Below are 17,882 nucleotides of genomic sequence, written 5' to 3'. Positions count from 1 at the left end.
ACTGATTTCGCGCCAACCAGGATCGGCTCATGTGATCTAAGTCACATAATGGGGCGGGGTGTCCTCCGTTCGCCCGAGCGGACTATGCGGGAGCGACCCCGGCCCCGGCCGTGATGGCCCGTCCGTCATGGTTCATCCGTTCATGGTTCATCCGTTCATGGTCCGTCCGTTCATGGTCCGTCAGTCTCCGTCACCGGCCGTCCGCCTCCGGCCGCGGTGGACCGTCGAGCGGTTCCCGGCCCGGCCGCCGCCGGGCTCCCGGAGCGATGGCCGGGCGCGGCCGGGCCGGGACTCCCCTCCGTGAGGACCGCGTCCGTGAGGACCGCGTCCGTGAGGTGGGGCGAGCGGAACACGCCGGACAGCCGTGCCAGCCTCTCCCGTCCCGGAGTGAGGGCGGCCGTGAGCGCTTCCGCCCCGGCCTGGGCACGGGCCAGTTCGTCATCGCCTTCCCGGATCCGCCCGTCGCGGCGCGCCGCGACCGCGGCGACCACCATGGCGGCGACGCCCACGGCCCGCGCGTGCTCCCTCGGCGCGTATCCGGTGACCGCCGAGTCGTAAGCGCGCTGTCGTACCCGGTCGTCGAGATACGGCTGAAGCCTGAGCAACTCGTCGTGGATGACGGTCTCGCGGACCGTCAGCCGCAGCTCGGGCGAGGCCCACCAGGGAATCCGCGGCAGCGGGGCATGGTCACCGCGTACCGGGCGCAGCGTGCGCCACAGCACGCCGAGCCGGACATAGGTGATCCAGGCGCGCCACAGCCCCGCGATCTGCGGCCCCAGCAGCGGCAGCAGAAACCCGACGGTCGTGATCATGCCGCCCGCGGCGGCCAGGGGCGGCGCCACCGTCGTACTGAGACCGTCCCAGTCGCGGCCGGTCCAGCGGGCGCCGACCGCGGCCAGTTTGGCGACGCCGAAGCCCAGATTGAGGACGAAGCCGATGACGAGCACGATCAGCCCCACCCGCAGCCACTGCCCGACGATCCGCGCCCACCGCAGACACATGGAGGTGGTCACCACGGCCGCGACGGTGTGGGCGAGGAGATAGAGCACGATCATCTCGCGGATGTACGGGGTGTTCGCGTAGTACGTGTCGAGGTCCCGCAGGCGCTCGACCGGGGCGTCCCCCAGCGCGAACAGGACGGGCAGGGCGGCGATGGCCGCGCCGTACACCGTCATCCACCGCAGGGAGCTGCGCCGGATCCGTTCTTCCGGGCCGCCCCGCCAGTTGACGATGAGGACGACGCAGGCGCAGCTGAAGGCCGACATGATGCAGTAGACCAGCGGGCCCGAGAAGTTGGGGGTGCCGGTGATCCGGTTGACCGCCGTGATGGTGGGCGGGGCGGCGAAGAAGAAGCAGATCGCCGCGGTGAACAGCAGGAAGTGGACGGAGCGCACCAGCGGATCGCGCCAGCCGCGCCGGAGCGCGGGCAGTTTGGCGACGAAGGCGATGCCGAGGGTGATCGCGGGGAGGTAGTAGTCGCTGTTGCGCATGCGTCAGCCCCGGCGGCGGTTTCCGAGTGAGGTGTGGATGCGCCGGGCGATGCCCTCGCCGGGTTCGGCCAGGGCCGTGCCGTCCAGCCATGTGCGCAGATGGGAGCCGAGTTCCAGACCGAAAGTCTCCGCCTCGGTCTCCTGGGTCTGCCGGAAGTCGGTGCGCGCTGCCAGGTTCTGGACGGTGGTGGTCAGATCCCGGACCGTGGCGCTTTGGGTCCGGGCGTCAGGGACGGGACGGGCCGTCGGCGTCCGGCCGGTGGCGGGCGGGACGCCCGGATGGGGCTGGCTGTGCCCTGCGACCATATGCCAGACCTCATGGCCGAAAATCACCAGCTGGTGGAACGGGTGGGTGTTCGCCTGGACGCAGATGAGATCGCGGTCGGCCATGTCGAGGTAGAGCCCGCTGGCCGTCTCGGCCGGGAACTCCACCAGATGCAGCACCACCGGCCTGCCCCGGCGCTCGCAGAGCCGCCCGCAGAGAGCGGCGAACACCTCCCGCGGCCCGGTCGGCCGGGCCTCTTCGACTGCCCGCACCAGATCGTCGCGAAGCTCGCGCATGGCGCTCCTGGTGCTCACACACCGCTCCCCCCGGTTCGACGGCCGAACGCGGACCGTGGTGGCGTGAGCCGTGGCCCCGGTCCGGGACCACACCGTACCGAGGGTTCTGTCCACTGGGGCGGCCTCGGGCAAGGTGACGGGATTTTCGGACAGACCTTCCGGATGTTTGGCCAGGTCATGAGCCACGGCACGCGGACGCGGAGCCCGGATCGTTACCGTCCGGATCGTTGTCGACACTCTCCGGATCTTCGCCGACCGGATCGGTTTCACCCGAACTGTCACGGCCCGGACGCTCATCCCCCGGACCGTCACCGCCTGGGTCGGTACCGCCCGGACCGTCACCGCGGGGGGCGGCCCCGCCCGCGTCCCCTCCTGCTGGTCCTGCTGGTCCTGCGGGACCGACGGCGGAGGCAGGGCCGGGCCCGAGGAAGCCGCGTTCACGCGCCGTCAGCGGCGGCCCCTGCAACGGGGGGCGCAGCGGCCCGCGTACGGCGGAGATGAGCACATCGGGGCGGACCAGGCGCTCGAACCCGGATTCGAGTGTCATCACGTCCGTCAGCGCCTTGGCCATGGAGTACGAGCCGGTCGACGTCGCCATCAGCCGGTTGACATAGCGGTTCACCAGCCGGTCGACGGCGTTGGGGCTCCGTCCCCGGGAGCCGGGATAGAACACGTCCTGTCCGGTGGCGAGCCCCCAGGCCACCTTGACGGGTCCCGCGATCGCCCGTCTGGCCCGTCGCGCGAGTCCCGGTGCCGTCATCCCCGCCTGTCTGAGTTCCCTCCGCAGCGCCAGAGCGCCGAGCGCGGCGACCGAGAGTCCGTGCGCGTACACGGGATTGAGGGCGGCGACGGAGTCACCGATGGGGACGAACCCCTCGGGCAGGGGCCCGGATCTCTCGTAGAACCGCCTGCGGTTGACGGTGCTGCGGGTGACGGCGATCGCGCTCAACGGCTCCGCGTGGGCGAGGAGCCGGCCCACCAGCGGGTGCCGTACGCCTGCGGCGAAGTCCAGATAGGCGCGCTCGTCGTCCGTGGGCTGACCGCCGCGGGTGCCCGACAGACTCACCAGCCACCGCCGGTCCTCAATCGGGATGATCGTGGCGACCTGGCCCGGCCGGTTCTCCCGTGGATCCGCCTGAACGGTGAAGATCGGGCAGTGCTCCGAGCCCTCGGGGGCACGGTAGAAACGACTCGCGTAGGTCACCCCCGCGTCCAGCGTGCGTTCGCGCACCGGCCCCGCGCCCAGCCTGGCGAGCCATCGGGGCCCGTTCGAGGAGCGGCCGGAGGCGTCCACCACCAGGTCGGCCCCGACGCGCTGTTCCGTCCCGCCCGGCAGCCGTATCCACACGCCGTCGACCCGTCGCGGGCCGCCGGTCAGCCCCAGCGCCTCCGTGCCCGTGACCGCCCGGATCCCTTCGTCGCGCAGCACCCGTTCGCGGATCGTCCAGTCCAGCAGATCCCGGCTGCAGGCCATGGTGTAGTGCGACTCGGGCCAGCGCCGGTACCAGCCCTCCGCGGACAGCGACACCATCCCGGTGGGCAGCGGGACGCGCCGGGCCCCCGCGTCCAGCAGGCTGCCCGTCACTCCGGGGACGAGCGCCTCCACCGCGTCCGCGCCGCCCGACCAGAGCATGTGCGCGTGACGTGCCTGCGGGAGCCCCCTGCGCGGAACCGGCCCGTCCGGCAGGACGTCGCGCTCCAGGACGATCACCTCATGGGCGAACGCCCGGCACGCGGCGGCGGCGAGCATCCCGGCGAACCCTCCTCCGACGATCACGGCCCTTCGCCGGGAACCGGGGCGGGGAGCTATGAAGGGTTCGTTCATGGATGGCTGCTCTCGGACGGGGCGGCACGGCGGCGCACCGGGCGGGCGAGGGGCGGGTCGCGCAGGGCGAGCGAGATCAGTACGAGATCGTCCGGCCGGGTCGACGGCGCGTCCTGACGGTTGCGGCGCGGCGCGGGCGGCTTCAGCGGAAGGACCCCGAACAGCGGCACGCCCGGAAGGGTCATGCCCAGGTCACTCACGGCCCACCGGCCTCGGGCTTCCCGGATCGCCGCCGGGGATCCGGTCGGTCGTCATCGGTACGGGGCGCGGGAAGCCCAGGCGGCCGCCCCCGTGTCCACCTGGGCGGCCCCGGTCGGCCCGGGTCCCGGCCGCCCCGGTCCGGTTGTCCCCCGGTCCGGTCGGCCCGTGCTCCGGTCGGCCCGCGCCCTGGTCCGCCCGCGTCCGTGGATCTGTGCACCGTCGGCCTGGAACCCCCACACAGCACCCCACCCCGTCCGCTCCCTCCGCAGCCCCGAAGAGACACCGGGTCGGCAACTTCCCCTCGTACGAGAGCACTTGAGGCCGAAGGCCCGGTGCGACCGCGCAACCGAGCAACCTTACTTCGTGCACGTGTGCTCCGGGAATCCCCACCGACCGGCCAGCCGCGGCGGGCGCGGCCACGCCTGCGCGGTGTGCGACGGACGCACCCCGCCCGCCCGGAGGCCGAGGTTCTGCCAGGGGCCCGACGCGAGGCGCGGATCCGTCCTCAAGCGCCGGCCGGGCCGGGGCCAGCTCCATCGGTGTCCGAGGCGCGGGGGTGGGGCCCGGCAGGGAGCGCACTCGCGGGAGCGGACGCGGCCCCTCCGGTGCGGTTCCTCGCGAGTACCCAGAGGAGGGCTTTCCGGCGAGGCGAGCATCCCCCGCCGGGGCGCCGTTCCGCCGCGACCCCATCCGCACCCTGCTGCCCCCGCGCACCGTCCGCGGGGCCTACGCGGGCCAGGTCTCCCGTGCGAAGTCCCGGAAATCCCTCGGCTCCCGGCCGAGAAGGTCGCGCACACCGTCCGTCGTCGACGCGTTGTGGCCGTCGAGCAGCATTGTGAACAGCCCGGCCACCCACTCCGCGTCCGCCTCCGGGAAGCCCGCCTTCCGCAGCCCCGCCGCGTACTCCGCTCCGGACACGGGCACGTAACGCACCTCGCGGCCCGCGGCCCGGCTGATCTCGGAGGCGATGTCGGCGAGGGTGAGCAGCCGGGGGCCGGTGAGTTCGTACACCTTGCCCGCGTGGCCGTCCCCGGTCAGCGCCGCGACCACCGCGTCCGCCACATCGTCCACGTCGATGAAGGGCTCGGCGGAGTCACCCGCGGGAAAGACGATCTCGCCGCTCGCCACGCCCTCGGCGATCAGGCCCTCCGAGAAGTTCTGCGCGAAGAAGGAGGCCCTGACGACGGTCGTGTCCAGATCGGACTCCCGCAGCGCCGACTCGGCGGACTCCGCGTCCGGCTCACCCCGCCCGGAGAGGAGGACCAGACGGCGCACGCCGCCCTCGGCCGCCGCGCGGCCGAACGCGCGCATCGCCTCGACCGCGCCCGGCGCGGCCAGATCCGGGTAGTACGCCACATACGCGCTGGACGCGCCTCGCAGGGCCGGCGCCCAGGTGGCCGGCGCCTCCCAGTCGAAGAGGACCCCGCCCGGCCGCGTGTCGCCGCCGCGCGACCCGGCCCGTACCGCGATGCCCAGCTTCGTAAGGTGCTGGACCACCCGCAGGCCCGTCTTTCCGGTCGCCGCCGTCACCAGCACTGTTTTCCGCTTCGGATTCTCCGTCATGTTCTTCGTCATGCCTCAAGAGTTGCCGACCCCATCTGGACTCTCCATGCGTCAGAGGCGCAATCCCATACGCGTGCGTCTACACTGGCGGGCATGGACGCGCTCGCGGGACTTCTGGACGGACCTCGTGCCCGAGGCGCCTTTCTGCTGCGGATGGTGATGGAGTCGCCGTGGTCGATACGCGTGGAAGACCGTGCTCCGCTCACGCTGATGTGCATGACCCGAGGCGAGGCATGGATCGTCCCCGACCGCGGTGAGCCGGTCCTGCTGCGCCCGGGCGATGTGGCGATCGCGCGCGGCCCGGCTCCCTACACCGCCGCCGACAGTCCGCGGACGGAGCCGCAGGCGCTGATCGGCCCCGGCGGTACCTGCCACACCCTGCGCGGCGAGCCGCTCGACGAGGCCATGCGCGTGGGCGTACGGAGCTGGGGGAACGACCCGGAGGGTTCGGCGGTCATGCAGATCGGGACGTACCAGATGGAGGGCGAGGTCAGCGGGCGGCTGCTGGGCGCGCTGCCCGATCTGCTGCATCTGCCGGCCGACAGCTGGACCTGTCCGCTGCTGCCGGTCCTCGAAGAGGAGATCGGGCGCGACGATCCGGGCCAGAGCGTCATGCTCGACCGGATTCTGGATCTGGTGCTGGTGACGGCGCTGCGGGCATGGTTCTCCCGGCCGGAGGCGAGTGCTCCGGGCTGGTACCGGGCGATGGGCGATCCGGTGGTGGGGCAGGCGCTGCGGCTCATGCAGGACGATCCGGCCCATCCATGGACGGTGGCGTCGCTGGCGGTCAAGTGCGGCGTCTCGCGGGCGCAGCTGGCGCGCCGGTTCCATGAGCTGGCGGGTGACCCCCCGATGGCGTACCTGACGCGGCTGCGCCTCGACCTCGCCGCCGATCTGCTGCGGGAGTCGGACGTGACCGTCGATTCGGTGGCGCGGAAGGTCGGCTACAGCGGCTCGTTCGCGCTGAGCGCGGCCTTCAAACGGGTGCGGGGCATCAGTCCGCAGGCGTACCGCGCCTACCGGCCGACCGGTGCGGTGTCGGACTCTGCCCTGTCGGATTCCGCTTTGCCGGAATCGCAACTTTCCTCGCCAAAATCGCATGGGCGGGTCACCCTGTCCCCATGAGTCATCACCACGACACCCACATCGACTGGGACCAGATGGGCCGGCTGCTGGAGAGCGGCGCGGAACTGCAGAGCCCCCTCTACCGGCAGGCCGCGGCCTGGCTGGGCGAGCTGATCCCCGCGGCGGGTGTCCGCCGCGTCCTGGACATCGGCAGCGGACCCGGCGTGCTGACCGCCCTGTTCGCCGAGGTGTTCCCGCACGCCGAAGTGGTCGCCGTGGACGCCACGCCGCAGTTGCTGGAGCTGGCCCGCGCCCGTGCCGACCGCGCCGGGCTCGGCGACCGGGTCCGAACGAAGCACGCCGAACTCCCCGGCGACATCGGGGAACTGGGTGAGGCGGATCTGATCTGGGCGGGGGACTCGGTGCACCACCTCGGCGACCAGGGCGCCGCGCTCGCCGGTCTCGCCGGGCTGTTGCGGCCCGGAGGGCTGCTCGCGGTACGGGAGGGCGGGCTGCCGCTCCGTCATCTGCCGCGCGACATCGGGCTGGGCCGGCCGGGGCTTGAGATCCGGATGGACGCGGCCGCCGCGGAGTGGTTCACCGCGATGCGGGCCGATCTGCCCGGTGCCAAGGAAGAGGTGGAGGACTGGCGGGCACTGCTGAGCGCGGCGGGCCTCACCCCGAGCGGCACGCGCTCCTTCCTGCTCGACTACCCCGCGCCCGTGCCCGACGCGGTTCGCGAACACGCCCTCGCCGCCTTCTCCCACCAGCGCAAGTCCATGGACGGGCTGCTCGAGGCCGACGACCTCGCCGTACTGGACCGGCTCCTCGACCCCGAGGACCCGGAGGGACTGCTGAACCGCGCGGACGTGTATCTGCTCAGCGCCCGTACGGTGCACACCGCCCGGCGCTGACGCCGGGCGCGGTCCGGCTCCCGCTTCTTCCGGGCCCCTGGAAGCGGGAGCTGCCTCCGCCGTGGGACTTGTGCCCCGGCCCACGGCGGCACCTGGAGCGCCGTGTCACGCCGGCGGAGTCCCCGAGGCGCAGGGTTCGAGCCGCCACTGCTGGCCGGGCGAGTCGGTGTCCTCCCATTGCTGCACGCGCGCACCGTCCTCCGTGCTGCCGTCGGCGACTTCGAGCAACAGGCCGCTGATGAAGCTGACGATGGCGACCGTGCCCGGCGCGTCCAGATGGCGCTCGATGATCCACTCCTGAGCGCCGAAGTTGTTGGGCCGCCACTGCTGGACGCGGGCGCCGTTCTCGGTGGACGCGTCGGCGACGTCGAGCCGTTTGCCACTGGCGACGCTCACGAAGTGGTAGAGCCCGCTGCCGTTCGGGACGTGGTCGATCTGCCACTGCTGGGCGGCGGTGCCGTTCTCCCCGTTCTGCTGGACGACGGCCCCGCTGCCCTTGACACCGCCGTACACCTCGAGGAGCAGCCCGCTGTTGATATTGCGCACCAGATAACGGCCCGGTGGGAAAGTCCCGCTCACGCCCCGTACTCCTTCGTCCGTCGTCACGGCATCCGTCACCACACTGTCGACTGATCGTAGGAGAGGGGTCTGACAGTGAGGACGCGGGCGGGTTCGACGAGCTGTGAGGCGGGTTTTGGGCGTACGGGAGCCCCCGCCGGCCGCTCACGCGGCGACGAGGGCTCTCTTCCCGAGCGGGGAACCGGGTCAGCGCACGGTGACGGTGAACGGGGCCGACGCCTGGCCGCCGCCGACGATCCGGAGGTTGTTCGGGCCCTTGAGGCCGAGGGTGACGCGCAACTTGTACGTCGATTTGCCGCTGGTCTTCATCGACACGGGAAGCGTCACCCAGCGTTTGCCCTGCTTCTGCTGGAGGGAGACCTTCGTGCCGGGGCGCAGCTCCTTGGCCGTTCCGTACACGCGGAACTGCTGCCACGCATGGACGTACTGGCTCGTCGCCCTCGCCGTGATGGGCCCCCGCCGGTCGTCCTGGCCGCGCTTGTCGCGCTTGCCGTCCGTGCCGTTCTCGCTGTTCTGCCGGGCGGTCGTGGTCTTCGTGTGCGGTGACGGGGCCGGGTCGGCGACGGCCATGGCCACGCTCACGGACCCGGCCAGCAGGGCGGCAGTGGTGATTGCGGTGACCGTCGTTCGTTTGATGCGCTCCATCGCGCTGCCTCCACGGTGCGGACAGAAGGGAGAATCCGGAGCGCCAAAAATATGCATACCGACACTAAATAGGATGAAAAGGCGCGCAAGGAGAGAGGGGATTACCCCAACCGGCCCCACGGGGCGTCCGGTGTCCGGGAACGTCCGGTGTTCGAGGACGTCCGGTGTTCGGCGCTCGGGCAGGATCGGTGGTCAGTCTTCAGTAGCCAGTGGTCGGCGACCGCGCGTCCGGCGCGGTGACGGGGCGAGGTCGTCGGCGTCACCCCCGGATTCCCGGAACGGCGAACGGGGGCGGCGAACCGGGGGTGGCGCGGCGGCCGTCGTCCCGCCGCGCCGCCCCCGGTCTGCCTCGGTCTGCTCAACGGCTCAACGGCTCAACGGCTCAAACGGTTCAGGCGCTCTCGAAGGTCGCCGGGTCGGGGCCCAGCCGCTTGCCCTCGTCCAGGGCCGCGAACGCGGCCAGATCGTCCGCGTCCAGCTCGAAGTCGAACACCGCGATGTTCTCCCGGATCCGGGACGGCGTCACGGACTTGGGAATCGCCACATTGCCCATCTGGAGGTGCCAGCGCAGCACCACCTGGGCGGGAGTGCGCTCGTGCTTCCGGGCGACGGCGATGACCGTCGGGGCGTCGAGCAGGCTCTTGCCCTGACCCAGCGGCGACCATGCCTCGGTCGCGATGCCGTGCTCGGCGTGGAACGCGCGCAGCTCGGACTGCTGGAGCAGAGGGTGCAGCTCGATCTGGTTGACCGCCGGGACCACCGAGGTCTCCGCGATCAGCCGCTCCAGATGCTCCGGGAGGAAGTTGGACACCCCGATCGCCTTGGCGCGGCCGTCGGCCAGGATCGTCTCGAAGGCGCGGTAGGTGTCGACGAAACTGCCCTTGGAGGGCATCGGCCAGTGGATCAGATACAGATCCACGTAGTCGAGACCGAGCCGCTCCAGCGAGGCGTCGAAGGCGCGCAGCGTCTTGTCGTATCCCTGGGCGTCGTTCCAGAGCTTCGTGGTGATGAAGAGGTCTTCCCGGGGGACGCCGGAGGCGGCCACGGCCCGGCCCGTGCCCCGTTCGTTCTCGTACACGGCCGCGGTGTCGATACTCCGGTACCCGGCCTCCACGGCCGAGGCGACCGCCTTCGCCGCCTCGCTGTCCGGCACCTGCCACACGCCGAAGCCGAGCTGCGGCATCCTGACGCCGTTGTTGAGGGTGATGGAGGGGACCTTGCTCACGAGGGGTGGATCCTTACGTCGTCGGGTGATGCTCGTGTTCGTACTCCTTGGTACCCCATCGGGAACGATCAGCCCGGCGGCCGCATTCCCCGGGCGCGCCTTCGGGTGCGCAGGTCCGTGCCCGGACACGCGGGATCAGCGGTAGAGCGCCTCCACCTCGGCCGCGTACGCCTTCTCGATCGCCTTCCTCTTGAGCTTCCGCGACGGCGTCAGGAGCCCGTGTTCCTCGCTGAAGGGGTGCGCCAGGATCCGGAACGTACGGATCGACTCGGCCTGGGAGACCAAGGTGTTGGCCGCGACCACCGCGCGCCGGATCTCCATCTCCAGATCCGGGTCGCGGACCAGTTCGGCGGGGGGCAGCGGCGGCTGGTTCCGCATCTCCAGCCAGTGGTCCACGGCCTCCTGGTCGACGGTGATCAGGGCCGCGACGAACGGGCGGTCGTTGCCGACGGCGATGCACTGCGCCACCAGCGGATGCGACCGTACCCGGTCCTCCAAGGCCACCGGCGAGACGCTCTTGCCGCCCGAGGTCACCAGGATCTCCTTCTTCCGCCCGGTGATCGTCAGATATCCGTCCTCGTCGAGCGCCCCGAGATCACCGGTCGCCAGCCAGCCTCCGCGCAGGACGTCGTCCGTGGACACGGGGGCCGAGTGATAACCGGAGAAGACCTGTGGGCCGTGCAGCCACACCTCGCCGTCCTCCGCGATACGGACCGAGGTCCCGGGGACCGGATGGCCGACCGTGCCGTACTTCGTCCGCTCCGGGGGATTGGCCGTGGCCGCCCCGCTGCTCTCGGTCAGCCCGTACCCCTCGAAGACGGTGACGCCCACGCCCTCGAAGAAGAGACCGAGCCGCCGGTCCATGCCCGAGCCGCCGGACATCGCGTGCCGGACCCGGCCGCCCATCGCCGCGCGGATCCTCCCGTACACGGCCCGGTCGAAGAACTGGTGCTGCACCCGCAGCGCGGCCGACGGCCCCGGACCGAGACCGAAGGCCCGGTTCTCCAGCGCCTCCGCGTACCGCACGGCCACCTCGACGGCCTTGTCGAACGGACCGGCCTTCCCGTCCCGCTCCGCCTGCCGCCGCGCGGCACTGTAGATCTTCTCGAAGACGTACGGCACGGCCAGGAAGAAGCTCGGCCTGAAACTCGCCAGATCCGGCAGCAGGGCACTCGTCTGCAGCGCGGGCTGATGCGCGAACCGGACCCGGCTGCGGACCGCCGCGACCTCCACCATCCGGCCGAAGACATGCGCCAATGGAAGGAAGAGCAGCGTCGAGGGCTCACCGCCCGACGCGGCGTGGAAGACCGGCTCCCAGCGCTCGGTGAGCGTGTCCGACTGGAACATGAGGTTGGCATGGGTGAGCACACAGCCCTTGGGCCGGCCGGTGGTTCCCGAGGTGTAGACGACGGTCGCCGTCGAGTCCGGAGTCACGGCGAGCCGGTGCCGGTGCACCACCTCGTCGTCGATGCCCGCGCCCGCCCGCACCAGGTGTTCGACCGCGTCCGCGTCCAGTTGCCAGAGCCGTTTCAGCATCGGCAGCCGGTCGACGACCGAACCGATCGTCATCGCATGGTCCTCGTGCTCCACCATGCAGGCGGAGACCTCCGCGTCGTGCAGCATCCAGAAGACCTGCTCGGCCGATGAGGTGGGGTACACCGGCACCGACTGGGCGCCGACCGTCCAGATCGCGAAGTCGAAGACCGTCCACTCGTACCGCGTACGGCACATGAGCGCCACCCGGTCCCCGAACCGCACCCCCTGGGAGATGAGTCCCTTGGCCAGCGCGAGCACTTCGTCACGGAACTGCGCCGAGGTCACGTCCCGCCAGGAGCCGGCGTCGTCCTTCCGGCTCAGAACGGGCCGGCCGGGGTCCTGCCGGGCATGGTCGAACACCGCATCGGCCAGTCCACCGACGAGAGGAGGCGCGTCCAGCGGGGGGACGGTGAACTCGCGCAATGGCCTGCTCCTTGGGGCGCTCCGCACAGCGCCGCGACGCTACCCCACGGCGCCGCGCGGACGGGAGCGTGTGAGTGAACTGTGGACGAATGGCATCACCACAGGTCAGACGGAGATGTCCGGGCGTACACGGAAGGGGGGCGGGTGGACTTCTGACCGGCGGGTAAGTGGGCCGGGGAGGAATCTCCACTGAATCTGTACGGTGCGGACACGGCAGCTTTATTGGTGTTCATTGATTTCTGGGGATTTCTGGGCTGTTTTGGAGTCAATGGCGGGGGTGGGCGCGGTGCCCCATGCGCTACGCCGGGCGCGGTCCCGGATCGCGGTGCAGCCGGTCGCCGCCCGCGAGGATGGCCGACGCCAGCGCCTCCGCCGCCTCCTGGGCGCCCCGATCCGCGCCCGTGCGGCGGCCGTGCAGCAGGACGAAGTCCACCCCGCCCAGTTCGGGCAGTCCCGCGCGGGCCGGGACCGGGACCAGGCCGGGCGGGATCAGCCCGCGCGCGTGGATCATCACGCCCAGGCCCGCCCGCGCGGCCGCGATGAGACCGTTCAGGCTCGTACTCGTACAGGCGATGCGCCAGGCGCGGCCCTCCGCCTCCAGCACTTCCAGCGCGCGGGCGCGGGTGATGCCGGGCGACGGAAAGAGGATGAGCGGGACCGGACGCTCAGGATCCACTCGCAGCCGCGGTGCGCCGATCCAGATCAGCGTGTCCTGCCAGATCAGCTCGCCATGGGTGTCCCCGGTCCTCCGCTTGGCGAGCACGAGGTCGAGCCGGCCCGCCTCCAGCTGCTTGTGGAGTGTGCCGGAGAGATCGACATTGAGTTCCAGATCGACATCGGGGTGGTCGGTGCGGAAGGACTCCAGGATCTCCGGCAGCCGGGTCAGCACGAAGTCCTCCGACGCCCCGAACCGGAGCCGCCCGCGCAGCCGCTTGCCCGTGAAGAACGCCGACGCGCGTTCATGGGCCTGGAGGATCGTCCGGGCGAAGCCGAGCATCGCCTCGCCGTCCTCGGTGAGGTCCACGCTGTGGGTGTCCCGCGTGAACAGCTGACGCCCGGTGGCCTCCTCGAGCCGCCGTACATGCTGGCTCACCGTCGACTGGCGCACCCCGAGCCGGCGGGCGGCCTGGGTGAAACTGAGCGTCTGCGCGACCGCGAGGAAGGTCCGCAGCTGTGCGGGATCGTACATTTCTCCATGTTATCGAAAGGCGTGATGACAGTGAGAGCGGTGTACGGGATTCCCGATCGGCCTTCCGGGCCTCACCATGGAGTGATCCGGGACCGAACCGGGCCGTCCGGGGCTGCTGTCCCGCCAGCCGGCCACGTGACCTTCGGCCGGGAGCCGAGAGGGAGTACATGAGCCGCCGTCTGCCCCGTCTGCCGTCCTGGCTGCCGGTCGATCCGTACATCGTCGCCCTGCTGGGCACGGTCGCCCTGGCAGCCCTCTTCCCGGCCTCCGGCCGCGCCGCCGATGTGGCGGGCGGCGCGGCCACGGGTGCGGTGGCGCTGCTCTTCTTCCTCTACGGCGCACGGCTCTCGACGCGCGAGGCGCTCGACGGGCTGCGGCACTGGCGGCTCCATACGACGGTGCTCGCGGCCACCTTCGTGGTCTTTCCCCTGCTGGGCCTCGCCGCGAGAATCCTGGAGCCCGCTGTACTGACCCCTGAGCTGTACAGCGGGCTGCTCTTCCTGTGCCTGGTGCCGTCGACGATCCAGTCGTCGATCGCCTTCACGTCCATGGCTCGAGGAAACGTTCCTGCGGCGATCTGTGCGGGCTCCTTCTCCAGCATCGCCGGCATTGTCGTCACACCCCTCCTCGCGGCGCTGCTGATAGGCGGCCAGGCGGGTGGCTTCTCGGCGGACTCGCTGCTGCGGATCGTGCTGCAACTGCTCGTCCCGTTCGTGGCGGGCCAGCTGCTGCAACGCTGGGTCGGCGGCTTCCTGACCCGCCACAAGAAGGTGCTCGGATTCGTGGACCGGGGCTCGATCCTCCTCGTCGTCTACACCGCCTTCAGCTCGGGAATGAACGCGGGCGTCTGGAACCGGATCACCCCGCTCCGCCTGGGCGCGCTGCTCGTGGTCGAGGCGGTCCTCCTGGCGGTCATGCTCACCCTGACCTGGTACGGCGCGAAACGCCTCGGCTTCGGCCGGGCCGACCGGATCGCGATCCAGTTCGCGGGCTCCAAGAAGAGCCTGGCGGCGGGCCTCCCCATGGCGACCGTCCTCTTCGGCGCGCAGGCGAGCCTGGCGGTCCTGCCGCTGATGCTCTTCCACCAGCTCCAGCTGATGGTCGGCGCGGTTATCGCGAAGCGCCGGTCGCGCGATGCCACCGACGATCCGGAGTCCGACCCCGACGCCGTCCCCGGACGGGAATCCGGCCCTGAGCCCGGAGCCCACCGAGGTGCGGGGTCCGGCCCGGCGGGGGACTCGGCCCCTGAGCGGCTTCCCGCCGCGACACCCGGTCCCCTGTCCGACGAGCCCGGCGCGGTCTCCGCGCGAGGCTGACACCGGGCGACCCCGCCAGGAGTAGGGGGCGGGGTGGGGCGGGCCCGAGCGCCGGGCGGCCTCGGCGGAGCCTTCCCGGCGTACGCCTTCCGGGCAGCGCCTTCCCGTCCTACGCCTTCCGGGCGTACCCGCGCGCCCGTCCCGAGCCGCCGCCGGGGCGGGGTGTCAGCCGGGCGTCACGGGCCGTTCGAGCAGTTCCCCGGACGGGCCGAAGCCGCAGCGCCGATACAGGGGTGCGCTGCGGTCCGAAGGCCAGACGATCAGGGTGTCCAGACCTCGGACGCGCGCGTAGCGGGTGGCCTCGTCCAGGAGGGCTCTGCCGACGCCCTGGTTCCGCCGCTCCGGGGGGACGTAGAAGTTCGTCACATAGCCGAGAGCGTCGGGGCCCGGAAAGGGGCTGGGTACCTTCTCCACCAGGCAGAGGAACACATGTCCGCAGGGCCGGCCGTCCGCTTCCGCGAGCCAGACCCGCCACGGCCCGGCCAGCCGGGTCCTGAGCCACTGCTCGCACTCCGTGACGAAGCCGTCCTCATCGTCGTCCTGATTCAGTGAAGGCTCTGCTGCTTCTGCTGCTGCTGTCTCTCCCTCTTCCTCCTCCTGTTTGAAGCGCCGGCGCAGAACCGCCAGTACGCGCGCGTCGGTGATCTCGGCCCGACGGATCACGGTGTCCTCCATGACGGCACCCTCTCGCAGTCGGCTCCACCACGGCCAAGTCGCCCCCTCGCGCATCGGCGTTCGAGGGGGTCCGTCGGGTTCGGCCACGCGGCGTCCGGTGGGCGCGGCGTACGGGGCGAGGTCCAGGGCGGAGCGGCGACTCCCTTCCGACAGAGCCCGTTCGGCGATCGAGGGGCGACGGTCCGGAGGCAACGCACCTGCGGGAACGCGCACTCGGCAGGCTCAGCCGCACCTACTCGCAGTGCGGCGAACCGGGCGGGTCCAGTCGTACAAGCGCACCATCGCGGGGGGCTGTGGACAACTCCCGGCCGTGGTCCGGCGCGACCTGGTGACATGGAACGCATGTTCACACAGCCTTCGCCGGGCGGTCACCACCACGGCCCCGATCCGAGCGAGATCACCGATTTCCTGACAGCCGATCACCCCGACAGAGTCCGCGGAGAAGTCCATGTGCAGTCCCCTTCACCAGCCCGACGGCCCTCTCCCCGGTGCCGCCGCCCGTCGTACGTTCCTGCGCGCCGCCGGGCTCACCGGCGCCGCCGCGGGGCTCAGCGCCACCGGGATCACGACCGCGGCAGCCGCCACCCAGCAGCGCGGCGAATCCGGTGACGGCGGCGGCCGTTGGCGCCCCGACGCCGACAACCCCCGGTTCACCGTCGTCGTCATGCCGGACACCCAGTATCTGTTCGACGGCGAGAGCATTCAGGACGAGCCCGTCAAGGCGTCCCTGCGCTACATCCTGGACCGCGGCCGGGACGAGAACATCGTCTTCCTCTCCCACCTCGGCGATCTCACCGAGCACGGGCAGAAGGAGGAATTCGCTCCGCTGAGCGAGGCGTTCGAGATCCTCGACCGCCGCCGCGTCGGCTACAGCGTCGTCGCCGGAAACCACGACGTCGATTCGAGGACCGACGACCAGCGCGGTCGCACCCCGTACCTCGACGCGTTCGGGCCGAAGCGGCTGCGCGGACTGCCCACCTTCGGCGGAGCCACCCCCGACGGGTACAACACCTACCACCGCTTCCGCGCCGCCGGCCGCGAGTGGCTGGTCCTCGCCCTCGACTGGCGTCCCTCGCCCGCCGCCTTCGCATGGGCGAAGAAGGTCCTCGCCCAGCACCCCACCGCAGCGGTCATCCTCACCACCCACGACCTGGTGTACGCCAACTCGTCCGGGGACGAGGCCCAGTTCTCCTCACACGGCAAGCGCCTGTGGGAGGAACTGATCGCCGACCACGACCAGATCTTCCTCACTCTCAACGGCCACTACTGGCCCGCAGCCCGCACCACACGCGAGAACAAGGCCGGCCGCGACGTCCATCTCCACATCGCCAACTACCAGAACCGCTACTACGGCGGCAGCGCGATGATCCGCCTCTACCGCTTCGACCTCGCCCGCGACACCATCGACGTGGAGACGGTCTCCCCATGGCTCCTCGGGCGCGACTGGGACGATCTCAATGAGCTGGAGCGCCGTGAGATCGAGATGACCGGGCCGCAGGACAGCTTCTCCGTCCCCATCGACTTCGAGAAGCGCTTCGCCGGATTCGCGCCCGTCCCCGCCCGCCCCGCCCGGCCCGCCGCCGGACTGCTGGTGCCCGGCACCGTCGCCTACTGGCGCTTCGACGGCGGCCGGCCCGATGGCACCGCTGCCGACCCCGGTCTGCGCGTCAAGGACCTCTCCGGTCAGGGCAACGATCTGATCCGTGAAGCCGTCCCCGGCAGCCCCGCCGACGCGCTGCGCTGGTCCGACAGCCACCACCCCGACCAGCCGGGCCACGGCAGTCTGTACTTCGACGGCGGCAAGCCCCCACTGCGCGGCGCATATCTCCGTACGGAGGACAAGGCCCCGCTCAACGGCAAGACCTTCCGCTCGGGGTACACCATCGAGACCTTCGTCAAGCTCCCCGACGACTGGCAGTCGAGCCGCCACGCCTGGTCGGCGATGGTCTGCCGCCGGGGCACCCTGAAGGCCGCCGGCAAGACCGAGGGCGACCTGGACGAGATGGTGGCCACCCTCTCCCTGTCCGACGGCGCGGCGATCCAGTGGGCGTACACCCCGCTGAACCAGCCCGGCACCATCACCAGCTGGAGCCATGAACTGGAGCGCTCCACCTGGTGGCACATAGCGGTCGTGAACGACACCCGTCACACCACGCTGTACGTCGAAGGCTGCCCCGTGGCCCGCAACCCCGCCACCCGGACCACCGGGCTCACCACCATCGGAGCGCCCTGGCTGGTGGGTGGATACGAGTACGCCGGGGTCCTCGATCAACTGCTCCACGGCTGGCTCGGCGATATACGCATCGTCGAGCGCGCCCTGTCGCCCAGGCACTTCATGAACGCCTGATCCGGCCGCGCCCCCGGCCGTCGGCCGGGGGAATCCCGAGCACTGGGCGGGCGGCGATCGGATGAGTGACGATCGGGCGGGCACCGGCGGGGCGAGGCGCGGCGGGGCGAGGCCCGGCCGGTCCGCCGCGGCGACCCCGGCAGGTTCCGGCCGACCCCCGCCAGGTCCCGGCCCGGTCCGTCCGGTGCCGTCCGGTCCCGCCCGTTCCGTGCTCGGATTCCGCGCTCGCGGCGGAGCGCCGACCGTCGGACCTCTGCCCGCCGGCACTCCGCCGGTCAGCCCGCTGCCCGTCGGACCTCCGCCTGTCAGGCATCCGCCCGTCACGTCT

15 protein-coding genes are annotated in these 17,882 nt (G+C 71.4%); 4 read left to right on the top strand and 11 right to left on the bottom strand.

Going from position 1 to position 17,882, the window contains the following annotated elements; translation table 11 throughout:
• Nucleotides 1-170: 170 nt before the first annotated feature.
• The 5 genes from ACWEFL_RS19465 to ACWEFL_RS19445 all read right to left on the bottom strand — a co-directional run bounded on the left by ACWEFL_RS19465 (nt 171) and on the right by ACWEFL_RS19445 (nt 5,652).
• The gene (locus tag ACWEFL_RS19465) at nt 171-1,490 is read right to left on the bottom strand and encodes an MAB_1171c family putative transporter (protein ID WP_451713942.1); all 1,320 of its coding nucleotides are present in this window, start codon (nt 1,488-1,490) and stop codon (nt 171-173) included.
• Between the two features lie 3 nt (nt 1,491-1,493).
• A complete protein-coding gene (locus ACWEFL_RS19460) occupies nt 1,494-2,069 on the bottom strand; it encodes a hypothetical protein (RefSeq protein ID WP_451713939.1) in 576 nt (191 codons plus the stop codon).
• 157 nt (nt 2,070-2,226) lie between these two features.
• Nucleotides 2,227-3,876: an FAD-dependent oxidoreductase gene (locus ACWEFL_RS19455; protein ID WP_451713938.1), complete on the bottom strand. Its 1,650-nt coding sequence runs from the start codon at nt 3,874-3,876 to the stop codon at nt 2,227-2,229.
• The gene (locus tag ACWEFL_RS19450) at nt 3,873-4,076 is read right to left on the bottom strand and encodes a hypothetical protein (protein ID WP_451713936.1); all 204 of its coding nucleotides are present in this window, start codon (nt 4,074-4,076) and stop codon (nt 3,873-3,875) included. The genes ACWEFL_RS19455 and ACWEFL_RS19450 overlap by 4 nt, the downstream gene beginning before the upstream one ends.
• Before the next feature lie 727 nt (nt 4,077-4,803).
• On the bottom strand, nt 4,804-5,652 hold the full coding sequence (locus ACWEFL_RS19445) for an NmrA family NAD(P)-binding protein (protein ID WP_451713933.1): 849 nt from the start codon (nt 5,650-5,652) through the stop codon (nt 4,804-4,806).
• An 81-nt stretch (nt 5,653-5,733) separates the two neighbouring features.
• On the opposite strand from ACWEFL_RS19445, the gene ACWEFL_RS19440 reads away from it, so the two are divergent.
• Nucleotides 5,734-6,765: a cupin domain-containing protein gene (locus tag ACWEFL_RS19440; RefSeq protein WP_451713931.1), complete on the top strand. Its 1,032-nt coding sequence runs from the start codon at nt 5,734-5,736 to the stop codon at nt 6,763-6,765.
• On the top strand, nt 6,762-7,619 hold the full coding sequence (locus ACWEFL_RS19435) for a class I SAM-dependent methyltransferase (protein WP_451713929.1): 858 nt from the start codon (nt 6,762-6,764) through the stop codon (nt 7,617-7,619). The genes ACWEFL_RS19440 and ACWEFL_RS19435 overlap by 4 nt, the downstream gene beginning before the upstream one ends.
• A gap of 105 nt (nt 7,620-7,724) precedes the next feature.
• Here ACWEFL_RS19435 and ACWEFL_RS19430 read toward each other — a convergent pair whose 3' ends face one another.
• From ACWEFL_RS19430 to ACWEFL_RS19410, 5 genes are all read right to left on the bottom strand, one after another.
• Nucleotides 7,725-8,198 carry an RICIN domain-containing protein gene (locus ACWEFL_RS19430; RefSeq protein ID WP_451713927.1) on the bottom strand — a complete coding sequence of 158 codons (474 nt, stop codon included), beginning with the start codon at nt 8,196-8,198 and terminating at the stop codon, nt 7,725-7,727.
• A gap of 186 nt (nt 8,199-8,384) precedes the next feature.
• Nucleotides 8,385-8,843 (bottom strand): hypothetical protein, encoded by a 459-nt coding sequence (locus ACWEFL_RS19425; RefSeq protein WP_451713924.1) that lies wholly within the window; start codon nt 8,841-8,843, stop codon nt 8,385-8,387.
• A 391-nt stretch (nt 8,844-9,234) separates the two neighbouring features.
• Nucleotides 9,235-10,068 (bottom strand): aldo/keto reductase, encoded by an 834-nt coding sequence (locus tag ACWEFL_RS19420; protein WP_451713922.1) that lies wholly within the window; start codon nt 10,066-10,068, stop codon nt 9,235-9,237.
• A gap of 135 nt (nt 10,069-10,203) precedes the next feature.
• Nucleotides 10,204-12,027 (bottom strand): AMP-dependent synthetase/ligase, encoded by a 1,824-nt coding sequence (locus tag ACWEFL_RS19415; RefSeq protein ID WP_451713919.1) that lies wholly within the window; start codon nt 12,025-12,027, stop codon nt 10,204-10,206.
• A gap of 298 nt (nt 12,028-12,325) precedes the next feature.
• A complete protein-coding gene (locus ACWEFL_RS19410; protein WP_451713917.1) occupies nt 12,326-13,216 on the bottom strand; it encodes a LysR substrate-binding domain-containing protein in 891 nt (296 codons plus the stop codon).
• 167 nt (nt 13,217-13,383) lie between these two features.
• On the opposite strand from ACWEFL_RS19410, the gene ACWEFL_RS19405 reads away from it, so the two are divergent.
• The gene (locus ACWEFL_RS19405) at nt 13,384-14,532 is read left to right on the top strand and encodes a bile acid:sodium symporter family protein (protein ID WP_451713915.1); all 1,149 of its coding nucleotides are present in this window, start codon (nt 13,384-13,386) and stop codon (nt 14,530-14,532) included.
• Nucleotides 14,533-14,697: 165 nt separating this feature from the next.
• On the opposite strand, the gene ACWEFL_RS19400 is transcribed toward ACWEFL_RS19405, so the two are convergent.
• Nucleotides 14,698-15,207 (bottom strand): N-acetyltransferase family protein, encoded by a 510-nt coding sequence (locus tag ACWEFL_RS19400; protein ID WP_451713913.1) that lies wholly within the window; start codon nt 15,205-15,207, stop codon nt 14,698-14,700.
• A gap of 448 nt (nt 15,208-15,655) precedes the next feature.
• On the opposite strand from ACWEFL_RS19400, the gene ACWEFL_RS19395 reads away from it, so the two are divergent.
• Nucleotides 15,656-17,554: a LamG-like jellyroll fold domain-containing protein gene (locus ACWEFL_RS19395; protein WP_451713910.1), complete on the top strand. Its 1,899-nt coding sequence runs from the start codon at nt 15,656-15,658 to the stop codon at nt 17,552-17,554.
• Nucleotides 17,555-17,882 lie beyond the last annotated feature (328 nt).

This window comes from Streptomyces sp. NPDC004838 (genome assembly GCF_053600955.1).
Note: the sequence above shows the minus strand (reverse complement) of the source record. Positions and strands in the feature narration are given on the sequence as shown.

Coding starts and splice junctions, on each gene's coding strand:
- ACWEFL_RS19395 (WP_451713910.1), top strand. CDS start 15,656: ATGTGCAGTCCCCTTCACCAGCCCGACGGCCCTCTCCCCGGTGCCGCC.
- ACWEFL_RS19425 (WP_451713924.1), bottom strand. CDS start 8,843: ATGGAGCGCATCAAACGAACGACGGTCACCGCAATCACCACTGCCGCC.
- ACWEFL_RS19455 (WP_451713938.1), bottom strand. CDS start 3,876: ATGAACGAACCCTTCATAGCTCCCCGCCCCGGTTCCCGGCGAAGGGCC.
- ACWEFL_RS19445 (WP_451713933.1), bottom strand. CDS start 5,652: ATGACGAAGAACATGACGGAGAATCCGAAGCGGAAAACAGTGCTGGTG.
- ACWEFL_RS19410 (WP_451713917.1), bottom strand. CDS start 13,216: ATGTACGATCCCGCACAGCTGCGGACCTTCCTCGCGGTCGCGCAGACG.
- ACWEFL_RS19435 (WP_451713929.1), top strand. CDS start 6,762: ATGAGTCATCACCACGACACCCACATCGACTGGGACCAGATGGGCCGG.
- ACWEFL_RS19400 (WP_451713913.1), bottom strand. CDS start 15,207: ATGGAGGACACCGTGATCCGTCGGGCCGAGATCACCGACGCGCGCGTA.
- ACWEFL_RS19465 (WP_451713942.1), bottom strand. CDS start 1,490: ATGCGCAACAGCGACTACTACCTCCCCGCGATCACCCTCGGCATCGCC.
- ACWEFL_RS19440 (WP_451713931.1), top strand. CDS start 5,734: ATGGACGCGCTCGCGGGACTTCTGGACGGACCTCGTGCCCGAGGCGCC.
- ACWEFL_RS19405 (WP_451713915.1), top strand. CDS start 13,384: ATGAGCCGCCGTCTGCCCCGTCTGCCGTCCTGGCTGCCGGTCGATCCG.